This is a genomic window from Bacteroidales bacterium, from assembly GCA_021157585.1.
GTDB lineage: Bacteria > Bacteroidota > Bacteroidia > Bacteroidales > UBA12170 > UBA12170.
Genome location: JAGGWH010000078.1, coordinates 24,148 through 46,578 on the forward strand (window position 1 = coordinate 24,148; position 22,431 = coordinate 46,578).

Annotated in this window: 20 protein-coding genes; 12 read left to right on the forward strand and 8 right to left on the reverse strand. The window is 31.9% G+C overall.

What is annotated here, in order from left to right; genetic code table 11:
- Positions 1 to 5 precede the first annotated feature (5 nt).
- Both J7K39_05235 and J7K39_05240 read left to right on the forward strand, forming a co-directional pair.
- On the forward strand, positions 6 to 1,010 hold the full coding sequence (locus J7K39_05235; protein ID MCD6179288.1) for a flippase-like domain-containing protein: 1,005 nt from the start codon (positions 6 to 8) through the stop codon (positions 1,008 to 1,010).
- Positions 1,003 to 2,148 carry a glycosyltransferase gene (locus tag J7K39_05240; GenBank protein ID MCD6179289.1) on the forward strand — a complete coding sequence of 382 codons (1,146 nt, stop codon included), beginning with the start codon at positions 1,003 to 1,005 and terminating at the stop codon, positions 2,146 to 2,148. The genes J7K39_05235 and J7K39_05240 overlap by 8 nt, the downstream gene beginning before the upstream one ends.
- Before the next feature lie 49 nt (positions 2,149 to 2,197).
- Here J7K39_05240 and J7K39_05245 read toward each other — a convergent pair whose 3' ends face one another.
- Positions 2,198 to 2,878, reverse strand: coding sequence for a hypothetical protein (locus J7K39_05245; GenBank protein MCD6179290.1), 681 nt, complete (start codon positions 2,876 to 2,878; stop codon positions 2,198 to 2,200).
- Between the two features lie 81 nt (positions 2,879 to 2,959).
- Here J7K39_05245 and rsgA point away from each other — a divergent pair, with 81 nt between their 5' ends.
- The 6 genes from rsgA to J7K39_05275 all read left to right on the forward strand — a co-directional run bounded on the left by rsgA (position 2,960) and on the right by J7K39_05275 (position 8,275).
- Positions 2,960 to 3,889, forward strand: a complete 930-nt coding sequence (gene rsgA, locus J7K39_05250; GenBank protein MCD6179291.1) for a ribosome small subunit-dependent GTPase A — start codon at positions 2,960 to 2,962, stop codon at positions 3,887 to 3,889.
- Between the two features lies 1 nt (position 3,890).
- On the forward strand, positions 3,891 to 4,553 hold the full coding sequence (locus tag J7K39_05255) for a CBS domain-containing protein (protein MCD6179292.1): 663 nt from the start codon (positions 3,891 to 3,893) through the stop codon (positions 4,551 to 4,553).
- Between the two features lies 1 nt (position 4,554).
- Positions 4,555 to 5,973, forward strand: coding sequence for a hypothetical protein (locus tag J7K39_05260; GenBank protein ID MCD6179293.1), 1,419 nt, complete (start codon positions 4,555 to 4,557; stop codon positions 5,971 to 5,973).
- Positions 5,974 to 6,215: 242 nt separating this feature from the next.
- The gene (locus J7K39_05265) at positions 6,216 to 6,614 is read left to right on the forward strand and encodes a hypothetical protein (GenBank protein MCD6179294.1); all 399 of its coding nucleotides are present in this window, start codon (positions 6,216 to 6,218) and stop codon (positions 6,612 to 6,614) included.
- A 100-nt stretch (positions 6,615 to 6,714) separates the two neighbouring features.
- Positions 6,715 to 7,545 (forward strand): DUF692 domain-containing protein, encoded by an 831-nt coding sequence (locus J7K39_05270; protein MCD6179295.1) that lies wholly within the window; start codon positions 6,715 to 6,717, stop codon positions 7,543 to 7,545.
- Entirely contained in the window at positions 7,532 to 8,275 is a 744-nt protein-coding gene (locus J7K39_05275) for a putative DNA-binding domain-containing protein (GenBank protein ID MCD6179296.1), read from the forward strand. The genes J7K39_05270 and J7K39_05275 overlap by 14 nt, the downstream gene beginning before the upstream one ends.
- On the opposite strand, the gene J7K39_05280 is transcribed toward J7K39_05275, so the two are convergent.
- From J7K39_05280 to J7K39_05300, 5 genes are all read right to left on the reverse strand, one after another.
- A complete protein-coding gene (locus J7K39_05280; GenBank protein MCD6179297.1) occupies positions 8,265 to 9,191 on the reverse strand; it encodes a HipA domain-containing protein in 927 nt (308 codons plus the stop codon). The genes J7K39_05275 and J7K39_05280 overlap by 11 nt on opposite strands.
- Positions 9,184 to 9,504: a HipA N-terminal domain-containing protein gene (locus tag J7K39_05285; protein ID MCD6179298.1), complete on the reverse strand. Its 321-nt coding sequence runs from the start codon at positions 9,502 to 9,504 to the stop codon at positions 9,184 to 9,186. The genes J7K39_05280 and J7K39_05285 overlap by 8 nt, the downstream gene beginning before the upstream one ends.
- The gene (locus J7K39_05290) at positions 9,476 to 9,661 is read right to left on the reverse strand and encodes a helix-turn-helix domain-containing protein (GenBank protein MCD6179299.1); all 186 of its coding nucleotides are present in this window, start codon (positions 9,659 to 9,661) and stop codon (positions 9,476 to 9,478) included. Before J7K39_05290 ends, J7K39_05285 begins: the two co-directional genes overlap by 29 nt.
- A 328-nt stretch (positions 9,662 to 9,989) precedes the next feature.
- Complete coding sequence (locus J7K39_05295; GenBank protein ID MCD6179300.1) at positions 9,990 to 11,006, reverse strand: ketopantoate reductase family protein; 1,017 nt, start codon at positions 11,004 to 11,006, stop codon at positions 9,990 to 9,992.
- Positions 11,007 to 11,161: 155 nt separating this feature from the next.
- Positions 11,162 to 11,947, reverse strand: coding sequence for a hypothetical protein (locus J7K39_05300; protein ID MCD6179301.1), 786 nt, complete (start codon positions 11,945 to 11,947; stop codon positions 11,162 to 11,164).
- Positions 11,948 to 12,392: 445 nt separating this feature from the next.
- Between J7K39_05300 and J7K39_05305 the strand changes: the two genes are divergently transcribed.
- From J7K39_05305 to J7K39_05315, 3 genes are all read left to right on the forward strand, one after another.
- The gene (locus J7K39_05305) at positions 12,393 to 12,833 is read left to right on the forward strand and encodes a DoxX family protein (protein MCD6179302.1); all 441 of its coding nucleotides are present in this window, start codon (positions 12,393 to 12,395) and stop codon (positions 12,831 to 12,833) included.
- A gap of 247 nt (positions 12,834 to 13,080) precedes the next feature.
- Complete coding sequence (locus tag J7K39_05310) at positions 13,081 to 15,039, forward strand: CHASE domain-containing protein (protein MCD6179303.1); 1,959 nt, start codon at positions 13,081 to 13,083, stop codon at positions 15,037 to 15,039.
- A 25-nt stretch (positions 15,040 to 15,064) separates the two neighbouring features.
- Positions 15,065 to 16,129: an aminoglycoside phosphotransferase family protein gene (locus J7K39_05315; GenBank protein MCD6179304.1), complete on the forward strand. Its 1,065-nt coding sequence runs from the start codon at positions 15,065 to 15,067 to the stop codon at positions 16,127 to 16,129.
- A gap of 72 nt (positions 16,130 to 16,201) precedes the next feature.
- On the opposite strand, the gene J7K39_05320 is transcribed toward J7K39_05315, so the two are convergent.
- Both J7K39_05320 and J7K39_05325 read right to left on the reverse strand, forming a co-directional pair.
- On the reverse strand, positions 16,202 to 18,358 hold the full coding sequence (locus J7K39_05320) for a S46 family peptidase (protein ID MCD6179305.1): 2,157 nt from the start codon (positions 18,356 to 18,358) through the stop codon (positions 16,202 to 16,204).
- Between the two features lie 281 nt (positions 18,359 to 18,639).
- Complete coding sequence (locus tag J7K39_05325) at positions 18,640 to 19,872, reverse strand: peptidoglycan DD-metalloendopeptidase family protein (protein ID MCD6179306.1); 1,233 nt, start codon at positions 19,870 to 19,872, stop codon at positions 18,640 to 18,642.
- Positions 19,873 to 20,222: 350 nt separating this feature from the next.
- Here J7K39_05325 and J7K39_05330 point away from each other — a divergent pair, with 350 nt between their 5' ends.
- Entirely contained in the window at positions 20,223 to 22,355 is a 2,133-nt protein-coding gene (locus J7K39_05330; GenBank protein ID MCD6179307.1) for a histidine kinase, read from the forward strand.
- Positions 22,356 to 22,431: the final 76 nt, after the last annotated feature.

The window sequence follows — 22,431 nt, forward strand, 5'->3', positions numbered from 1 at the left end:
TATAGATGAACGCAAAGATAAAAAAAAGCATCAACCTTCTTTTACGTACAATGATTGTACTTGCTACTTATGGCTTTTTATTTTATGAGCTTTTTGTGAAAAATAAATTTAGCGACTTAAATTTAAATATACTTGATACTAATTTATCGATTTATATTTTAGGTGTAGTATTTTTCCTTATGCCTTTAAATTGGGGTTTAGAAAGTATTAAATGGCAATTTCTAATCCGAAAAGTAGAAAAAATCAGAGTTCTTACTGCTTTTAAGGCAGTACTTACCGGATCGGCAATTAGCTTTTTTACTCCAAATAGAATAGGCGATTTTTTTGGTCGAGTATTTATATTGAAAAAAGGCGATCGTATTGATGGTATTTTTGCAACAATAATTGGTAATATTGGTCAACTCTTCATAACATTAATTTTAGGATCAACAGCTCTACTATTTTTTCTTCCAAATATAAATAATGCCTATCTTAATTTTAATAATTTAAGTCTGATATTAATTGCTATTTTGGTGATACTGATTAATTTATCTTTGGTATTGGTGTTTTTGAATATTGGGATATTACATACCTTTTTTAGTCATTTCAAATTCCTTGAACGCTGGCGCTTTGTTAGACATCTGAAAATCTTACAAAATTTTGAGACCCACGAATTATGGAAAGTTTTAGGCCTGAGCCTTTTACGGTTCTTGGTTTATTCCTTTCAATTTTATCTTGTTTTTTACAGCTTTGGGATTCCCTTGCCTTTTCTTTCCGGACTTTTAATTATTTTTATTTTATTCTTTACCCTTACTACTGTTCCAACGATAGCAATTGCCGAATTGGGAATTCGTGGTTTGATAAGCTTATTTGTTTTAAAAACATTTGGTCCTGCTGAATTATCTATAAATATTATAGAAGCTAATGTAATTGCCGCCAGTAGCGCACTTTGGCTTATAAATTTGGCTATTCCCGCTATTTTCGGAACCTTCTTTGTGTACGAACTAAAATTCTTTAGAAAGAATGATTGAGCAAAGTTTTTTTCTGCTGTTTTCTGTTCTAATAATTTTGGCTTATGTTGGATTTATCCTATGGTTAGTATTAGTTTTTATACTCAAACAAAAAAAGCAAAAACAGACTGATTATGAGCCGTTTATTAGTTTGGTCATAATATTTCGTAACGAAGAAAAAGCGCTTCCTTTATTGCTTCAATCTATACTAAAACAAGATTATCCGAAATCTAAAATGGAAATTATTTTTGTTGATGATTCAAGCAACGATAATAGCTTAAGTTTAGTCAGAACGTTTCAAAAAAACCAAAGGGAATATCCCGTAAAAATATTTGAATTGGGTAAAGAAAAAAATAATGCTTTTGGTAAAAAAGAAGCTTTAACTTTAGCTTATTCTAAAGCCGAAGGCGATTATATTTTACTTACCGATGCCGACTGTCAATTCGATACAAAAAATATTAGAAGTCGTATTCAATCTTTCCAAAATCCAAAAATAAAAATGGTTTCGGCTGCCGTTTTGATAAATAAAGAAAAAACAATTTTTTCTCTATCTCAATCTCTCGAAAACTTAAGTCTAATTGCAACAACAGCCGCAACTACTGCGGCAACTATTCCAATTTTAAGTAATGGAGCAAATTTAGCTTTCGAGCGAAAGTCTTTTCTGAAATTATCTGCTGATGCTTTATTAAAAGAAGAAAATTCCGGCGATGACTTATTTCTTCTACATAGTTTTAAAAAACATTTTGGAGCAAAGAGTATTGCTTTTGAATTTGATAACGATAGCGTTGTTTATACGCAGGCACAGCCTAATATTAAATCGTTTTTCAATCAGCGTAAACGTTGGCTTAGCAAATCAAAATCGTTTAAAGATTTTTGGCTAATTACGATTTCTCTTTTAGTTTTAATAGTAAATATAAATATCCTAATTGCTGCAATCGCCTGCATTTTTAATGCTAAATATCTAATTGTCTTCTTACTTTTGTTTGGTCTTAAATTTTGCGTTGATTTTCTTTTCTTATCTATTGTTGCACAGTGGTATAAACAAAAATATTTACTCTGGATATATCCTTTAGTTCAGCTTTTTTATCCTTTATTTGTTGTTATTAGCAACTTATCTGCGCTATTTTTCTCGTATGAATGGAAGGGAAGAAAATATTAGTTTTTTAATCTTATGAAATTATTATAAATAAAAGGTAATCCGATAAATTTTACGAAATACTCTTATCGTTTTTTACTTCATCGCTGATACTGATAGATTTAAATAGTAGTAAAAGAGTGATAATAGCACTTCCTGCAAGAAACATAACCATAAGTTTAAAATCGCGAGTTTCTATAATAAATTGATAACTGCCGTGAAAAAAAGCAGCACCTATTAAACCGGTAGAAGAATCTACAAATCTATTATGACGTACTTTACCCATACCAACAAAAAAGCCCATAAGTACCGCAAAAATGATGCTTACAAACACATTAGCAATAAGAATATATGGTGGTATTTCAGGAAAAAGAATCAGACTTAAGATGCTAAGTAAACTTAAACTCCCAAAATTTATCATTAAACTATACAATATGCCATCAGAAGGACCACGGAAATTCGAGGATGGTAATACTAAATACCTAAGGATAATAAATTTCCCAAATTCCTGACCAAAACCAATCCCAACAAAGGAGTAAAATAAAATTCGCCTTAAATTACTAAGTGCTGTATACCCTTGAATATACAGGATTAGATAAATTATTGCAGGGATAATAACGCTAAGTATCCCCCAAAAGTAGCTGCGATAAAAAAGGGCAATATCACCACGTTTAAATCTGTAACGCACATAAAAAAACAAGAGTAAACCCATTAAAGGAGCAAGCAAAACGGAAATAATTAAAAGAATATTCATAATGAGGATAATTTCTAAAGCGAATATACATATAGTTTGTAAATTTACCGCTGAATATATAGTATATTAATTTACAATAGTTTGGAAGGAATAGTAATAAAATCGACAGGTAGCTGGTATCTTGTAAAAACAATAGAAGGAAATATCTTTAAATGTAAAATAAAAGGACGTTTCAAAACTCAAGGTATTAAAAGCACTAATCCTATTGCTGCCGGCGATAAGGTATCGTTTATTGTACAAAAGGAAGAGGGGGTTGGCTTTATCAATAAAATTCATACTCGACAAAACTATATTGTTAGAAAAGCGACAAAGTTAAGCAGTCGTAGTCATATTATTGCAGCTAATATAGATTATGCCATTTTGGTTATTTCTTTAGCCTTCCCAAGAACTTCAACGGGTTTTATCGATCGGTTTTTACTTACCGCAGAAGCTTATCATATTCCTGCTGTTTTAGTATTTAATAAAATTGATTTACACGATAAAAAGCTAAATGAACAACTGGAAAAGTGGATGAGTTTATATCGAAAGATTGGTTATCAATGTTTTGCTTTATCAGCTAAAAATAAAGAAGGAATAGAACCCTTGAAAAAACTTATTAAAAATAAAACCAGTTTATTTAGCGGACATAGCGGAGTGGGGAAATCGGCTTTAGTAAATACTATTCAACCCGGCTTGCAATTAAAAACATCCAAAGTATCCGAATCTAATGAAAAAGGAACGCATACTACTACTTTTGCCGAAATGCACCCATTAGATTTTGGTGGATATATTATTGATACTCCCGGTATTAGAGGATTTGGATTGGTGGATTTTATTCCCGAAGAAGTACCAAACTATTTTCCGGAATTTCGGCAATTTTCTTCAAGTTGTAAATTTAGTAATTGTACACATACCCATGAACCCGAATGTGCCGTAATAAAGGCTGTTAACAATGGTGAAATTGCCGAATCGAGATATAATAACTATCTTGCCATCATTAAGGATGATTATTTTTCCGAAAAACCATATTAAAATGCTCGCGATAGAATTGATAAGTGAATATATTGTACCATTAAAGACTTCTGATACCGCATTAACGGCATTAAGTTTAATGGAAGAATTTAAAGTTAAGAATCTGCCCATTGTAAACGATAAATTGTTTTTAGGACTTATTTCCGAAAATGATATTTATGCTTATAATCAATTTGAAGAGGCTGTGGGAGCACATCCAATTGCCAAATCTCAGATTGCAATTACAAAAAACAAACATATATATGATGTATTAACTGCTTTTCAACAAAATAATTTAAGTTTATTGCCCGTTATTGATGGAGAAAACCAATATTTAGGATCTATACATTCATGGACTTTAGTAAGTCGATTAGCAGAAATTACCGGAGTTGTTAACCCGGGAGGAATTATTGTTTTAGAAATGAATATTCATGATTATTCCTTATCACAAATTGCACAAATTATAGAATCAAATAATTCAAAACTTATTAATTTATATTCTCGCACCTACCACGATTCCACAAAAATGGAAGTAACATTAAAACTAAATACCATGGACATTGAAGCGATATTACAAACCTTTGATAGATATGACTATAAAGTAAGAGCGTTTTATTCACATGAAAATCTTAATGCCAAATTGCAAGATAATTACGATGCCCTAATGAACTATTTGAACATATAAGATGAAGCGTTTTATTGTCCTTTTATTTCTACTCTTTAGTATAACTTTTCTTTTTGCTCAAAAAACGAAACCCTCTTGTGCCGATTCTGCAAAAATGGTTTACGTTAACAAGATTTATCTTAGTGGAAATAAAATTACACGCGATAAAATTATTTATAGAGAGTTAACTATTCATGCGGGCGATAGCTTATGTTATAAGGCTTTTAAAGAAGCCTTAAAAAAAAGTAAAGAAAACTTAAATAACAGCTCTTTATTTAATTTTGTAGAAATTCGTGATGTCCAAGTTGTTTCTAATGGAAAAATACATGCTAATGTACATATAGATTTAAATGAGCGTTGGTATATTTGGCCTATGCCTGTCGTGGAATTAGCCGAAAGAAATCCAAACGCCTGGTGGGAAACAAAAGATTTATCTAAAATTAATTATGGTTTATTTTTTACTTGGGAGAATTTCCGGGGTCGGAGAGAGGCTTTGAAACTTATTCTTCAGGGTGGATATGATGAACAGTTTGGTTTTCATTATGATATTCCGTTTATAAATAAACCGCAGACTTTTGGTATTATTTTAGGTGCCGGTCTTAAGCGAAATCATGAAGTTACCTACCAAACCATTAACAATAAACCCGTTCGCTATCGTGGTGAAGATTATCTTAAAGAAGAGTATTATGCTTATGCTGCTATAAATATTCGTAAAAATATTCATACGTCGCATTATTGTGCATTAGAATATAATAATCATCAATATAACGATAAGGTGTTTCAGTTAAATCCCGATTTTGATCCGGATCAAAATAATGATTTCGAATATTTCTCATTAACGTATTTTTATAAAAATGATCATCGCGATAGCCGTACTTACCCATTAAAAGGTTATTATTTAGATGCTATTTTGGTAAAACGGGGGTTGGGTATTTCCCAAAAATCAAATATTGACTTATTATCGCTTACCTCTAATTTACGTAAGTATTGGAATTTAGGTCATCAATTGTATTTTGCCGGTGGTTTTACCGGTCGTATTGCTAATACCGGACGTAATCCTTATTTTTTAAATACCGGCTTAGGATATGGAAGAGACTTTGTGCGAGGCTATGAATATTATGTAGTTGATGGTCAGAATTTTGGACTTATAAAAACTGATTTAAAATATGCCTTATTTCAAAATCAACTAACTAACCTACCTATTCTTCCAAGTAAATTTAATAAAATTCACTGGTCGATTTATTTAAGTCTTTTTACCGATTTGGCTTATTCCACAACCGAACTTCCTCAACTTTCAAATACTCTGCAAAATGAAGTGTTATTGGGTTATGGTGCGGGATTAAATTTTGTTTCGTATTATGATATTGTGATTCGTTTTGAATACTCATTTAATAAACTAAACGAAAGAGGCTTTTTTATCAGTTTTATGGCATCAATATAAAATCAAATACAGTCTACTAAAACAACAACCAACACTTTAATTTTCTTTTCAAGTATTATCCCTTTTTGCTTTCATTAAGACATTTCTTATTGCAAACACATTATAATGTTTCATAAAATGCATTTGTATTTATCTTAAAATCAAATAATTATATTGTTATAAAAATAATATTTAATAATTATTGTCAGGTTTTTAAAAAGTAGCGACAATTCCTGCAAACAAATCAAACAAAAATTACAATCATGAAAAATACAAAAAAGAACATTTTTAGAGGCGCATTAGTAGCCGGAGCAATTGTAGCAGGATCAGCATTTAGTGTTAATGCATCAAATGTACTTTCTTTTGATGAATTAGGAAGCGGTTCTGAGATTCGTGCCAAGCTTTTAAATACTACTGATTTTGCATTCAATACTTTTGAAGCCAAGTGTGGTGAAGGAAAATGTGGCGAGGAAAGTAAAACGAAAGAGGCTACAAAAGCAAAAACCACTAAAGCTGAGTCAAAAGCAAAAGAAGCTAAATGTGGTGAAGCTGACAAAACAAAAAAAGATCCAAAAGCAAAAACTACTAAAGCCAAAACAGAAGCAGAGTCCAAGTCTAAAGAAGCTAAGTGTGGTGAAGGAAAATGTGGCGAGAAAAAATAAGTATCAAATTATTTATACTCTAACATTTTAAGCGCAGTCGAAAAATCTTTATAAAATACATAGATTTTTCGGCTACGCTCAATATGAAAAACAACAACAAATGGTAGGAATAGGATTTAGAAAAGATTTTTCGGAGGAGTTCTTAGAAGGAACCTTATTGAAGCCCGATTTTATTGAAGTCGCTCCCGAAAACTGGATGGGCATTGGCGGTTACTGGAAAAAGATTTTCAAGGAACTTACAGAAAAACATCCGCTTTTCTTGCATGGATTATCGCTTTCTATTGGTAGTCCCGATGAGTTGGATTACTCTTTTTTAAAATCAGTAAAAGAATTTATACAAGAGTATAAACCCTTGGTTTATTCAGAGCATTTAAGCTTTTCTAAATGCGATAATGCCCACCTCTACGATTTACTTCCCATTCCTTTTACCGGAGATGCAGTAAAACATGTGGCTAATAGAATACGTCAAGTACAGGATTATTTGGGGCAAAAAATTGCTATCGAAAATGTAAGTTATTATACGTCTGTTGCCGCTGAAATGAGCGAAATAGAATTTATCAATGCCGTTTTAGCTGAAGCGGATTGTGATTTGCTTCTTGATGTAAACAATGTATATGTAAATAGTTTTAATCATCAATACAATCCTAATGAATTTATAAAACAGCTTCCGCTGGAAAGGGTAAAATACATCCATATGGCGGGACATACAAAAGTATCCGATGATCTTATTATTGATACTCATGGCGAAGCTATTATCGATACTGTTTATGATTTATTCGACTTTACCTTAAAACAAATTCAACGTGATGTCCCGGTTCTTTTAGAAAGAGATTTTAATATTCCCGAGTTGCCGGAATTACAAGAAGAAATTATGCGATTGAAAGCCATAATAGCAAACGCAACTAAAATACCGACTTATGCAACTGCTTAAAACCCATAAATATCAAAGTAATTTAGCGCAGTATTGCCGTAGTGGAAATTACATTTCCATCCCCGGTGTAAATGAAAAAAGGGTGGACAGATACCGTAATCTTATTTACAGCATTGTCGACGACAGCCTGCAATCTGCTTTTCCGCTTACTTATGATCTTTTGGAAAAACACGAGTGGAATAATATGGTAGATAATTTTTTCAGCAGTCATAAATGCCAATCGCCATTGGTTTGGAAAATGCCAAAAGAACTGCCCAACTATCTACAGGAGGCTAATTATCCCCTTCTTCATAAATATCCTCAACTTAAAGATTTACTCTTATTGGAGTGGTTTGAAGTTGAAATATATATGATGGAAGATAAGGAAGTCGAAATCCATGTCACAACGGGTACTCTGAGCACGGATAATTTTGTAATAAATCCTGAACTAACCATTATTCCATTGTCTTACCCTGTTCATCTAAAAAACGCATCAAATATTACGGATAAAGATGCGGGACAGTATTTTGTTTCCTTACATAGAGAGCCGAAAACGGGAAAGGTTCTGTTTACAGATATCAAATATCCACATTTGGAAATTCTTGAAAAGCTTGCTAATGAAAAGGCTGATTTTAAGGCTTTGCTCGAAATATTTAAAAAATATGCTTCGGAAGAAAATGCTATAATTGCTTTAAGGCAATTTTTAAAAGCGGCTTTGAATTCCAAACTTATTCTTGGGTTTACGAAATAAGTCTTTTATATCTTTCCTCAAATAATTCAGTATATTGTTTTTTCATTTCTGTGGATAGAAATGAAATCTGAATCAGGTTTTTTAGCTCCTGTTTTTTGATAAATAGATTTTCTATTTCTGACAATATTGTTTTTTCGCTTAATTTCAATCTGTCTTTTCCATAATAATCAAACAGTAATTCTTTTTTAATTTTTCTTTTTTTTCCATTGATAGGCAGAGCCAATTCTTCGGTGGCTGTACCCATAGAAATAGTGGAATTAAGCAAGTCGTAAGCCGGACTTAGTTCTATTTTATTGTTGCGCCCTATCAAGCTGAAATTTTTGAGGTGCATATCTTCATTTCCTGTTAGAAAACAAAATAGCACTCTTCGAAATAACTTTCTTTTTTCGAGCAAAGGAAATGTACAATGGCTTTCTATAACGGGAATTAGCCTTTCCATCGACCAATCATACTTGGTTTCTCGCGTATTCCCCGTTAATTGAGCAAAATCTTCTTGATGACGTTTTTTGTTTTTTGCGTATCTGTCAAAGCGTTTAATAAAATAGCTAAGACTCCCATCTTTAGAATATACCAAACCGCTGAGAGGAACTTCTATTCCAAAAGATTTAGCCATTTTCATAGTTAAATCTTCATTTTCCGGAACTTCTCTAAAAATATCGCTTTGTGGTTTGATTATAAAAGTACCTCTGTTATCTACAATCTCAAATCTTCTATTTTTTATTGATAATTTAGCACTAAGTTTGGGTTGAACACCTTGTATAGACATCTTACCAGACCTTGAAGCAGCCTCTTGTCTTTGTTCTTGAGCCGTAAAAGGCAAATCTGTTAAATCTGTCAAGCGTGGTGACAGTTTTGCAAGACCGGATTTACTGTATTTATCTTGACATAACTCGTATGTTATTGGACATCTATTCATCTGCGGAGTTGATTTTTTCTACGGTTACAGCCCCTACTAAATCTTGTCCTGTCACTAATAATTGTTCAAAATAATCTTTCCTATCTATTTTATATTTTTTTAATAATCCCTCTAGCTGTACACCTTCGGGTAGTAAACCATCAAAGAATGGGGGAAACGAATCAAATACATAAGACGTATCCCTTACCGGCATGGTAAGTGATATTGGAGCACCTTCGTAAGCCTGATCATATTGAAAAATGTAGTGGTTCCGGCTTTCTTCCTTTAGAATTCCGGCTATAACATTATGTGTTTTTATTAGCGCTTTTTTCATAATCATCCATTAAAGGGCTTTGAAAATGTATGTTTATATTCAGGGCTTCTAGAATCTTTATTATAGTTGACCACCGAGCAGTTTTTTTGCCTTTTTCAAGATCGTAAATCACTGTTTTACCCAAGCCTGCTAATTCCGCCAGTTCGTTTCTACTCAATTTGGCTTGTTTTCTATGAAAAAGAATTATCTTATGTAATTCGTATTTTACTGTCATAGCAGCAAATATAATATATTAATAATAAGAATGCAAGATTTTTATTTAAAATCAGACAATAATTACCGCTATAGAGGGAAATAATGACTTACAAGATTGCTATGATTACAATACAAGGATATTTTATTGTTATTACCGTTACAGCAGTAAAAAGGAAGTGTTATAATTGCTTTAAGGCAATTTTTAAAAGCGGCTTTGAATTCCAAACTTATTCTTGGATTTGCAATAAATTAACGGCTTTCGGAATAGATACTGAGAAGCTTGGAATTATTTATCTAAGGCTATCAAACAGTTTTAAATTATCAAAACCGGGTTTTATTTTACCGTCTTCCATTTTATGAATAATGTCAACAACCATATCATTATATGGTGTTGGAAAATGATATTTTTCCCCGTATTTACAGATGATTCCATTTATCTCATCAATTTCACATCTTTTGCCTTTTTCAAGATCCTGAAGCATACTGGCTTTTAAAAGTCTGTGTTTTTTAATAGCAATAGGTATTATTAAAAAAGAAATGTATTCTTTTATTTTTGTTTTATAATCAAGCAATTTGCGAATATCTTTACCTTGAACAGGCTCTATTTTAATATTTGCTTTATCCGAAACATCAATACATTCTTTAATTATTCTTTGAATGCATAATCTTGAAGCTTTGTTTTTTGCCGCTTCGCCGAAAGTGCAGCCTAAAACCGCAGACATACCGCTGAATGAACTATTAATTAATAATTTTGACCATCGAGCACCAATAAAGTTGTTTTCAACTTCAACGCGACCCATAGATTCTAAAATATTTTTTATAGTATTAACTTTATTTACATCAGCATTTTTGCTGAACGAACCCAAGCTAAATGTTATACTATCGGGCTCTGATGTTAGTTCGCATACGCCATTTCCAATTAGTGTTGCTCCCCAGGCAACAGAACACCCAAAGGTTTTATTTTCGCCTATTATCTCTGCTACTGAAATTTCGGGTAATCCGTTTTGCATTGTACAGATAACACCTTCATTAGTTAGCATAGAAGCACATTTTTTAATAGTGTTTGTATTATCTATGGTTTTGGTCATTAAAAATATGATATCATATTTTTTTGATATTTCTTCGGGAAGAAGTGCCTTTACAGCAACAGTCATTTCAACAGTGCCAATAATATGAGCTCCATTTGCTTTTAATCCGGCAATATGAGATTTGTTACGACTAATTAAATCGACATCTATTCCTTTTTTAGTGATATATGCACCTAAAATGGTTCCTAATGAGCCTGCTCCGTAAATTGCTATATTCATAATCTTTTATTTAATTAGCATCCGTTCAATGATATATATGTTGTTGTGCATTCAAATTTAAGGAAGATTTCTTCTTCTTTATAATATTTGTGTGTTTTGTAATTTAGGATGATAATTTATCGTGTGGAAAAACAAAAATATATCTGTGAATAGAATTAAAAGGTATTTGATTTTTTTAGTTTTTTGTAATTTATGATTAAATAGATAAACATTGCAATAAAAGGACTAAACCCAAGTATAATCAGAAGATTTCCTCCTTCTGATATTTCCCCCGCAACAGCTGTGATAATCAATATTGATAATACTATATAACTTTCGATATATTTAAAGTGTAACGCCCACTTTTTCTTTTTAAAGAAGGCAAAAGTTACAACAAGATGTAAAATGAAAATCACAGAGCTGAATATTATATAATACATTGCAAATGAACGGTTATTATCAGCTGTTTCCTTTGGTATAAAAAAACTACCAATAGCAGAAGATGCTAAAAAAAATAACAATATTAAACCAACTACCTGAAAAGCCTTGAGTAATTTAAATATGCCATTCTCAGGTGTAATCAGCTTCTTTTGTGTTTGCTCTTTTTTGTCTGAATCATCAGATATATCTTTTTCCTTAGCACAAATAAAAGTTGAAATAAGCAATAAAAAGCCGGCAAGTATAATGTAAACATACAATGCTGTTGCATTATGCAGTAATATGCCCATTATTATACTAATAATCCCCAAAATGATAGGGAAATAATATTTCTTTTTATTATCATTTTGAATCATACGAATTGACAAGCCGGAGAATATTAGTATAGGTATTGTTGCTAAATAAGATGTGCCTATAATTAGTCCTCCCAAAAATGACCAACCGTCTCCTCGAAATTGTTCTATTGCCAAATAAGCAATATAGATATTAAGTATTACCAAGCCAATAAAAGAAAATAGTGACATTGTTAGTAAAAACCAACACCTTGTGGCGGTCGTTTTATATGGATTAGATTTTATTGCCATTTTATAATTCTTATGAAAAATATACTTATTCTCCTCAAAATATTATTTGTTTTAGCAAGAGGTGTAACCGCTATTGATTAAGGCGAAAACCGTTTACTTGATTACCCTACATTAGTTTTTTTTATTAGGTTTACAATTACTTTAATCATTGTTTCTATTGTATATATTTTGCTAATGTTTTTTTAAAAACATGTATATATCTCTTATATTTGGAAGGATATATAGTACCGTATTTACTTCCTTTTTCCAAAGATAAAACTTTTATAGATTATAAGAAAAATCTACGGCTTGTTTTTAAGTTGTTTTTTTAAATCTCGATGCTGTCAGGAAATCCATTTTTGCAGACTAATAATAAAAAACAATTAATATTTAAAAACATATAAAAATGAATGTATTAGCAATTTATCAAAAAGCAATAGCCAGTTTATCGGTTTTAAACGACATTCCGGCCTTATTTTTCCGTATTATTTTAGCCTACGGCTTCTATGGTCCGGCAACTATGAAATGGGGAAATATCAGCGGTATAGCCGAATGGTTTGCTTCTATGGGAATACCATTCCCAATACTTAATGCTTATTTAGCAGCGAGTACAGAAATGGCAGCCATAATTTTATTACCTCTTGGTTTAGCCACGCGTTTTATTTCTATTCCTTTAATCATTACTATGATTGTGGCTATTGTTACAGTTCATTTTAGTAATGGCTTTGAAGCCGGAAATAATGGTTTTGAAATTCCACTTTATTATATGCTTATGCTTTTCGCTTTGCTTATTAATGGTGCCGGGAAAATAAGTATCGACCATTTAATTTCTAAACGCTTACAATAAATGAAAGAACCGGAAATTTTGATTAAATGGTAAGACATCAAAATAAAAAGGCAGATATTATTTGTCTTTTTTTGTTTTCTAACCGTACCTGTTTATAGTAAACATATCGGGGAAATCCTGATATCGTGTTTTGTATTTGAAAAATAATTAGTTTTGAAAACGAAGCATAATAGTTTATTTAGTATCAATGATTTACTTTTAACAAAAACACGAAGCAGGGAATTACTTAAGGTCAAAATACCTCAATATGAAACAAATCAAGCTTAAAAATAGGATTCAAAAGATATTACCTTTTCTTATTGCGCTATTTTCTTTTTCAATCCTTACCATAATGGCATTAAGCTATTCCAACTATAAAAAGGATTATTGGGAAAAAGATGTAAAAACACGTTTGCTTGAAACCTTAATGACCAAAAAGACCTCTTTAGAAAGAGCCTTGTATTCTCGGGTTTATTATACAAAAAGTGTTGCAGCATATGTTTCGTTAAGACCTGATATATCCACTAGTGAGTTTTATAATTTAGCGGCAGAACTTATAAAAAACGATTCTGTAATTAGCACAATGGCTCTGGCGAAAGACTGTATTATTGATGCTATATTTCCGAAAAAAGGACATGAAGCCGCCATAGGTTTAAATTTGTTGGCACATCCTAAAAGGAGAGAGATTGTTGAAAAAACCATTGAAACCCAGAAGACTTTTGTTGCAGGTCCCGTACAACTGGTGGAAGGTGGTATTGCCTTTATCAGTTATACGCCTATTTTTGATAAAACAAAACCAAAAGGTAGTAACTTTTGGGGAGTAACCGATATTGTTATTCGCCGAGATAAGCTACTTGAGGAGACTTCGCTTTTAGAGCGTGAGGCGGGCTTTTTATTCTCTATTCGAGGGTATGATGGCAAAGGTGATCAGGGTGATATTTGGTGGGGAAACGAAAGTGTTTTTACAAAAAATCCCGTTACGGTAAATATTGATTTACCCTACGGAAATTGGGTTCTTGCTGCCGTTCCCGAAATAGGTTGGTCTTCTTATCTCAATCAAGATCATGTATTGCTATATTTTTTACTACTTAGCACTTTTATTATCAGCGTATTAATCTGGTTTATAAGTCGGTCTATTATTAAAATAAAAGAAAATGAACAGGAATTAAGAGCTATATTTCACTCATTGAACAGTTTGATTATTGAATATGATGAGGAAGGTAGATATATTAAAATTCCTACTTCAAATACAGCACTGTTAATACGTCCAAAAGAAGAGATGCTTCAAAAAACTATTTCCGATATTTTCAATAAAGAAGAGGCTGATTTTTTCCATAGTGCAATAAAAAAGTGTTTAAAAACAAAAAATCTGGTGCAAATAGAATATTCTTTACAAATTGGAGCTGATAAGAAATGGTTTGCAACAAGAATATCGTGGAAATCGGAACATCGTGTTATTTTTCATGCGGTTGATATTACAGAACAGAAAAATGCTCGCGAAAAAATTATTGAGTCGGAAAAAAGACTTAAAGCCCTAAATGCTACAAAAGATAAGCTATTTTCTATAATTGCTCACGATTTAAAAAGTCCGTTTAATATTATTCTTGGCTATAGCGATTTATTAAAATCAGAATATAAACAATTCGAACCCCATCAAAGAACAAAACTGATAAACAACATCTACGAGTCATCAAAAAACGCTTTCAATTTAGTAGAAAATTTATTGCTTTGGGCTAATTCTCAAAGTGATAATATTAAATTATCTAAAGAATCATTGAATTTAAAAAAACTAATTATTGAGTCTATTGAAGCCCATCAGTTTGCAGCCGAAAACAAGAATATTACTATTGAAATAAATGTTCCTCCTCAATTAAATATCAATGCTGATAAATTTACACTACAAACTATAATTGCAAACCTTTTTAATAATGCTATTAAATTTACGTATGCAAAAGGAAAAATTATAATTGATGTTAAACAAATAGAAGGCGCCGTTGAGATTTGTATTACTGATAATGGCATTGGTATTTCGGAAGAAGTACTTCCCAAGCTTTTTCAGGTTAATGATAATATATCAACCTTAGGTACTGAGAATGAAAAAGGAACGGGATTAGGATTACTGCTTTGCAAAGAGTTTGTAGAAAAATACAATGGAAAAATTTGGGCTGAAAGTGAGCCGGAAAAAGGAAGTAAATTTTGTTTCACAATACCTATCTCTAAAGGATAAAATAAGACCGCTGGCACATGAAATTATGAGTATAGAAAGTATTTTTAATCAGTTTAATCACGAAGGTGTTTTTCAAAAAGCCGAAGCAATTGAAAGCGGACATATAAATACTACCATACTTATTCGTACACTTAGTTCGGCTTCGCCCGATTATGTTTTACAAAGAATAAATTCAAACGTTTTTAAAAATATTCCCGACTTAATCAAAAACAAAGTTTTAGTTACCGATTTTTTACGAACGAAAGTGCAAGAAAATATCATCCGCTTAATTCCAACAAAAAGCGGAGAATATTATTTTGTAGATACAAATAATGACTATTGGAATTTAATGGTTTTTATATTCGATAGTCGTGTGTATTTAAAAGCACCCAATACTAAAATTGCAGAAGAAGCAGGGCGTTTATACGGACAGTTTTTTTATTTACTCAACGATTTTGAATCTGAAAAACTAACAGAAACAATCCCTCGCTTTCACGATATGCATTATCGCCTTAATCAGTTTGAAAGTGCAATTAAACAAGCCAGAGATAAGCGATTGGAATCTGCAAAGGCAGCTGTTGAATTTGTAAATAAAAACAAAGCAGAAATACTCGTTTTGCAAAAACTAAAAGATAAAGGAAAGCTTCCATTAAGAGTAACACATAATGATACCAAATTATCGAATGCGCTTTTTGATAAAAATGAAAAAGCTATAGCTGTTATTGATTTAGATACTCTTATGCCGGGCTTGGTACATTATGATTTTGGCGATTCGGTAAGAACAATTTGTTCTTCAGCAGAAGAAGATGATGGCGACCTTAGTAAAGTGTATTTCCTTACGGAAAATTTTGAAGCTTTTGCTAAAGGATTTCTTCATTCTTGTAAAAGCATCTTATTAAAAGATGAAATTGAAAGTTTGGTTTTAGGAACAAAATATATGGTGTTTATTATGGGGCTTAGGTTTTTAACGGACTACCTTAATAACGATATTTATTATAAAATTAAATATACAGAACATAACCTAATACGCGCAAAAAACCAATTTGCTTTACTTAAAAGTATGAAGTTGCACGAAAGAGAAATGCAAAAAATTATTCAGAAGACAATATAAGAGAATCTTATATTAAACAAAAAAGCGACTCCATAAACAGGAGTCGCTTTTTTTGTTTTGATAAAAACCTGATTATTCAATAATTGTTAATTCATCAATAATATTTTGAGCTCCACCAAGTTTATCGATAATAAACATAACGTAACGTATATCCACATTAATAGTTTTCTGTAGTTTGTTATCAAAAGAAATATCGCCACTCATAGCTTCCCAGTTACCATCAAATGCAAGACCAATTAACTGTCCGCGAGCATTCATAATAGGACTTCCGGAATTACCACCGGTAATATCGTTATTACTTAAAAAGCCAACAGGCATTTCACCTTTTTTATTAGCCCATCGACCAAAATCTTTTTTCAGAATAAGTTCTTTTAGTTTAGCCGGAACAACAAACTCTGGATTTGTTGGGTCTTCTTTTTCTAAAATACCGTCTGTAGTTGTATAAAATTTATATTCAACGGCATCAGAAGCACGATACCCACCAATTTTTCCATAAGTTAAACGCATGGTAAAGTTAGCATCGGGATAATATTTTTTATTTGGATCTTTTTCTCTTAAACCGGCAACATACAAACGTTCAGCTTTTGCTAATTTTTCATAAGCAGGAGCAGCTTTTGGTTGCATAGTACGATAAGTTTTGAAAAAAGCATTCCAAATTTTTATTGCAGGATCGGAATTAATTTTTTCTGCAGTAGGATTATCTAAAAGAGCATTTACTTTTTCAGCAGAAGTAAAAGAAGATTTTTTAAATATTTCGTCTGCCCAGTTTTCAAATTTACCCTCAAATTCTTTAGCGTGTTTGCTTAAAATTGCAGGAACTTGATCGGAAGGAACGCCCCAATAATATAAACGCATAGTTTCACCAAGCATCTTTTTATCTAAAGGCATATAATAGTTTTTAAAATGATCTTTAATGCCTTCCCTTAAATGAGTAATTGTTTCGTCTACTTTTTCCTGATCAACAGTATCGGCAGCTAATAATCTGCCTAACTTAGCAAAACGTGCACCATAAGGCAATAATTCGGAGCCACGGTAAAAAGCTTCTCTGAAATACCAATTGCTTAAATTAAATTCTTTTAAACTTTCGTAGGCCTCTTTATATTCGGTCATTACGTTGCCGTATTTAGCTTTGCGATTTTCATCGGCATCGGCCCAAGCCTGAAATTCAGTTTCAATCTGACGTTTTATATCGGCTACTTTATTTGCTTTTAAGGCTTTTGTTTGACCTTGAAAATATTTCCAGTAATTAGCAATACCGGCAAATTTAGATGCATATTGTAATCTAACAACAGGATCGGCATCCATAAATTCGCGCATAATATTTAATTTTTCTGTACGTATTTTCACTATCGTAGGATTACTTTCATTAATAGCTAAATCAATACCGTAAGAAGTTAAATAACGCTGAGTGCTTCCCGGATTACCCATAATAAAAACAAAATCGCCGGGTTTAGTATCTTTAATAGAAATAGGTAAATGCCATTTCGATTTCATTGGAACATTTTCTTCAGCAAATTTTGCAGGACTTCCATCGGGAGCAGTATAAACACGGAAGATAGAAAAGTCGCCGGTATGACGAGGCCACATCCAGTTATCTGTATCGGCACCAAATTTTCCAACAGCTTCGGGAGGTGTTGCTACTAAGCGAATATCGGTAAACACCTCATAGACAACCATATAATATTCATTTCCTGCGAAGAAACTACGAATAATAGCTTGATAATCATTTCCATCTGTAGCTTCTTTAATAAGTTTAGCTTCAATCTTAGCTAAGGCAGCAGAGCGTTCGCTTTCTGTCATAGTATCGCTAACACCGGCAAGCATTTGAGCAGTAACATCGCTCATGCTTCTCATAAATTTAACGCTTAGGTTGTCAATAGGTATTTCTTCATCTTTGTTCTTAGACCAAAAACCATCGCTTAGATAATCGTGTTCTATGGTACTTACTTTTTGAATTGAACTATAACCACAATGGTGATTAGTAAAAATCAAACCTTCAGGCGAAACAATTTCACCGGTACAACCACCACCAAAAATGATAATAGCATCTTTTAAGCTGGCTTTGTTAATGCTGTAAATATCTTCTGCAGAAAGCTTAAAGCCTTTTTTATGCATATCTTTGATATTTAGCTGTTTGAGGAACATAGGAACCCACATACCCTCATCGGCTTTAACACTGGATTGGAATCCAAGGCTAAGCACAAAAATAAAAATGAGTAATTTTTTCATGTGTTGATTAGTTTTGATTTAATTTATTTGTCTTTTATAATAAATATTTTGTTAGTTGTGTTTTTTGTGATTCTAAAATTGTATTGCAAATAAACTGAATTTTTTGCAGTTTCAAAAATATTTAAGCCGTCAAACAGCTTGATTACCAAATTTTTATTAACTCTAAATTGCACGATAATGAACGCTGGGTTTATAATCTTCTCATCTATGGTAAGATGGTTATTCCAATTTTAAGAAAAAGATAAACCCATTTCTCACTAACACATTTATTTTCTGTAAAACTATTTTTTCGTTTTATTTGAGGCAATAATTCTGTTTAAGCTGTCCCTTAAAGAATAAAAATCTTGTAAATGCAATGAGTCTACAGGTTTTGCTGATGGTGATTTCAACTTCAAAGGATCGATAGCATGACCATTTTTATAAACCCTAAAATCGAGATGAGGACCGGTAGCTAATCCCGTTTGCCCGACATAGCCTATCAAATCGCCTTGTTTTACTGTTTTTCCTACAGAAATTCCTTTAGCAAAACCTCTAAGATGCATATATGTTGTAGAATAAGTTCCGTTATGTTTGATAGTAAGATAATTACCACCACCTCTTTTTTGGTAGCCTTTACGAATAATTACTCCATCACCAATAGTGTGAACAGGTGTTCCGGAAGCTGCTGCATAATCAACTCCATGATGAGGTCGGCGAATTTTTAAAACAGGATGATAACGACTATTTGAAAAACGCGAGCTGATACGTTTAAATTTTAGTGGTGCTTTTAAAAATGTTTTTCTTAAGCTTTTACCTTCTTCATCAAAATATTCTCCAACAGAATCCTGTTCAAAATAATAAGCATTATAGTCGGTTCCAATATGATTAAATCGAGCAGCAAATATTTTTCCAATGCCAAAAGTATCTTTATCAACTATCATTTTTTCGTAGAAAACACAATACGAATCACCTTTTTGAATTCCAAAAAAGTCGATGGTCCAACTGTAAATGTCCGATAACTCATTAGCTAATTCAGGATTGACCTTATTATCAATCATAGAATTCCATAAGGAAGAGTTTATAGTGCCTTCAATAGTATCTAATACGCGGATTATTTCTTTTTTTCCGGCAGTTACACTAATAGTATCACTTAAATCAAAAATAACATACTCAACTCTATTTTTTTCATAAGCAAAATAATGAAGTGTTTGTAGCGAATCCAGATCTTTAAAAAGGTAATAATTATTTCCTGCTTTTATTTTCCGAACATCACAAACGGGTTTTGCCACCTTAACCAATTGTGCAATTTTAGAATAAGACACATTTTGTTTAAGTAAAATATCCGATAGGTTTTGATTACGTTTTACCTTTTCTTTTTCAACTAAAAAAGAATCTATTGGAATATTAAAAAGCAATACGGGTTTGGCTAATACAGTTTCTTTTTCAGAATTATTGATTTGTTTTTGTGGTGAATTACAAGATACTGCAAATACTATTACAGTAAATAATAAAATATATATAAAAGATTTATTCATTCTTGAAAAATTTGAGTTGCAAAGGTAAGAGAAAAGCTTATTTTTTGGCAGATTGGATTTTATAAATTTACAGCTCCATAGGAGCGAAATGCAGGGTTTAAGAATTTTACAAATTTTACCATCCTAAGAAATTATAATGTAAGAGTGTTTTTCAAGATGGGGAAATAATTAAGATTCATATTCTTGTTATTTACCGTCATATTTCAGCTTTATTTTAACAAATTATTTTGATTTTCAATATTTTTCATATAATTTTGGCTGTATAACACGTTGAATCGGGAGGAGAAATAGTATTTATCATTTAATTAAAAGTTTGTGGGGAACTTTTAGACGAATTTTATAAGACTATTATGAACCTTTCTAAAAATGATTTCCTCTCCAAGCTTTTTCATCCAATAACTTTAGCTCTTCTTGTAAGCCTTGTTTCCGTTTGGTTTATTTTTCCTCAGTTTGAAGTCTATGTTTTAGAAGAAGTTTCAAATACCTATTTGAATACCGATCAAAAAAAATCAACTTTTTTTGCGGATTTAAATCACGACGGACAAGCCCAAATAGTGAATTTGATGAACCCCTCAGCTTATGCCCCAACGTGTATTTATTATAATTCAAGAGAAGGTGGATATGGTATTGATCAATTTAATTATCGTGGTCACTGGTTAAAATACGGCCAAGTTATTATTGGAGATTATAATAACAATATCCAAGATGAAATTTATGCTTTTAATCGTGTAGAAGATTCTGTATTTTTAAATATTACGGAAGTAATGTTGAAGAACGGCTTAGATAGGCGTGATATTTTTATTGATTTAGTCCCCGCTTTTAAAGAGAATGAATATGACGTAGCGTTAGCCGGAGGAGAACTGCACGATATTGATAATGACGGGAATAAAGAATTATTATTTGCTCTTCTTGCAGGATATTCCAAAAGCCCAAGAGCGTTTTATGTCTATGATATTGATGTGGATAGTATTTATCGATCGCCAAAATCTGGTTCAGGACTCATAGGCGGACTCAAGTTTAAAGATGTAAATAATGATGGTTTCCCGGAAGTATTAGGTGTTATAACGGCGCCCTATAATTATCATTTGCCAATTCCTTATCCAGATAGCAGTTCTTGGTTAATGGTTTACACCAAAAATTCGGAGTTTTTATTTCCTCCTGTTGAGCTGCCGCACCCATATTCTAATTTTATCTCTGACTTTATAGAACTTGAAAATGAAACCTATATTTTAAGTTTATGTCAGTATCAGTTACTAAACGAGAAAATTTACACTAACGAAATCAGACTCTATGATTTGCAGGGGAATTTGCTTAAAACGAGGATTCCGGCAACCAAAAATCCGCAGGAAAAAATAAGTGCCATTTGTTTTGATAAAAGAAAAAGCGAAACACGTTTAATATCTAATAAAGGGGGCGTTTTTGAACTTGATAAAAAATTAAATTTGAACAAAATCCACCAATTATCTATTGAAGATGACGAAATCATATCTTTATTTTATAATCAAAGTATTGATTTAGATGGTAATGGGTTTAATGAGTATATATTGAAATCGAGCAAAGGCGACTTGATGATTTTGAGTGACGATTTAAAACACCTAAATCGACTTAAGATTAATGCTTTACCAATTCGACCTAAAATCTCTGTAGCCTTAATGCCAAATGAAAAAGCTGTTCTTGGAATTTCCACAAAAGATGCTTTTATAGAATATCGCTATTATAAAAATCCTTATACTTGGTTGAAATTCCCTACAATTACATTCGTTTTTTTATTGAGCTATTTGTTATTTTATCTTTTGGTTAAAGTTCAGAAGCAAAAATTGGAAAAGAGGTATAAAGCCGAGAAACAAATTAGCAAATACCAATACCAAGGTTTACGCAATCAGTTAGACCCTCACTTTACTTTAAATATTTTAAATGCAATCCAATCTCTGTTCTATCAAAAAGATTTTGACAAGGCAAAAGGCTTGCTTTCTAAATACGGAAAGCTAAATCGCAACGCCTTGCAGAATGCAGAGAAAATAGCTATTTCTTTAGAAGATGAATTGGATTTTGTAGAGAATTTTTTGGCTTTAGAAAAGTTCCGCTACGAGGAGCGTTTTGATTATTTCATTAAAGTGGATAAAGCAATTGATACGGAACAGGTTCAGCTTCCGCGAATGCTTATCCACACTTTTGCTGAGAATGCTATTAAGCACGGTCTCTTCCCGAAAGGTAAAGGCGGTTTTTTGAAGATTGAAGTCAAGGAGAATGAAAAAAACATCCAAATAAATATTGAAGACAATGGTGTAGGAAGAGCTAAAAGCAAAGAGTTAAAAACCACCAATAACGGCAAAGGATTAGGTATAATTAAAGAACTTGTTAAACTCTATAATAAACTACAAAAAACAAAAATAACTTACAATACCATTGATTTATTTGAAGAGGAAAAAGCGGTAGGTACAAGGGTTGAAGTTTTACTGCCGACTAAAGCACAAAAAAATTAAAAACAAATCATAACACCTACCATTTTCGTAAAGACTTCATTATATTTTTCTGTATTTTTACCGCTGAAAAAAATAA

Coding starts and splice junctions, on each gene's coding strand:
- J7K39_05235 (MCD6179288.1), top strand. CDS start 6: ATGAACGCAAAGATAAAAAAAAGCATCAACCTTCTTTTACGTACAATG.
- J7K39_05240 (MCD6179289.1), top strand. CDS start 1,003: ATGATTGAGCAAAGTTTTTTTCTGCTGTTTTCTGTTCTAATAATTTTG.
- J7K39_05245 (MCD6179290.1), bottom strand. CDS start 2,878: ATGAATATTCTTTTAATTATTTCCGTTTTGCTTGCTCCTTTAATGGGT.
- J7K39_05255 (MCD6179292.1), top strand. CDS start 3,891: ATGCTCGCGATAGAATTGATAAGTGAATATATTGTACCATTAAAGACT.
- J7K39_05260 (MCD6179293.1), top strand. CDS start 4,555: ATGAAGCGTTTTATTGTCCTTTTATTTCTACTCTTTAGTATAACTTTT.
- J7K39_05265 (MCD6179294.1), top strand. CDS start 6,216: ATGAAAAATACAAAAAAGAACATTTTTAGAGGCGCATTAGTAGCCGGA.
- J7K39_05270 (MCD6179295.1), top strand. CDS start 6,715: ATGGTAGGAATAGGATTTAGAAAAGATTTTTCGGAGGAGTTCTTAGAA.
- J7K39_05275 (MCD6179296.1), top strand. CDS start 7,532: ATGCAACTGCTTAAAACCCATAAATATCAAAGTAATTTAGCGCAGTAT.
- J7K39_05280 (MCD6179297.1), bottom strand. CDS start 9,191: ATGAATAGATGTCCAATAACATACGAGTTATGTCAAGATAAATACAGT.
- J7K39_05285 (MCD6179298.1), bottom strand. CDS start 9,504: ATGAAAAAAGCGCTAATAAAAACACATAATGTTATAGCCGGAATTCTA.
- J7K39_05295 (MCD6179300.1), bottom strand. CDS start 11,006: ATGAATATAGCAATTTACGGAGCAGGCTCATTAGGAACCATTTTAGGT.
- J7K39_05300 (MCD6179301.1), bottom strand. CDS start 11,947: ATGTCACTATTTTCTTTTATTGGCTTGGTAATACTTAATATCTATATT.
- J7K39_05305 (MCD6179302.1), top strand. CDS start 12,393: ATGAATGTATTAGCAATTTATCAAAAAGCAATAGCCAGTTTATCGGTT.
- J7K39_05310 (MCD6179303.1), top strand. CDS start 13,081: ATGAAACAAATCAAGCTTAAAAATAGGATTCAAAAGATATTACCTTTT.
- J7K39_05315 (MCD6179304.1), top strand. CDS start 15,065: ATGAGTATAGAAAGTATTTTTAATCAGTTTAATCACGAAGGTGTTTTT.
- J7K39_05320 (MCD6179305.1), bottom strand. CDS start 18,358: ATGAAAAAATTACTCATTTTTATTTTTGTGCTTAGCCTTGGATTCCAA.
- J7K39_05325 (MCD6179306.1), bottom strand. CDS start 19,872: ATGAATAAATCTTTTATATATATTTTATTATTTACTGTAATAGTATTT.
- J7K39_05330 (MCD6179307.1), top strand. CDS start 20,223: ATGAACCTTTCTAAAAATGATTTCCTCTCCAAGCTTTTTCATCCAATA.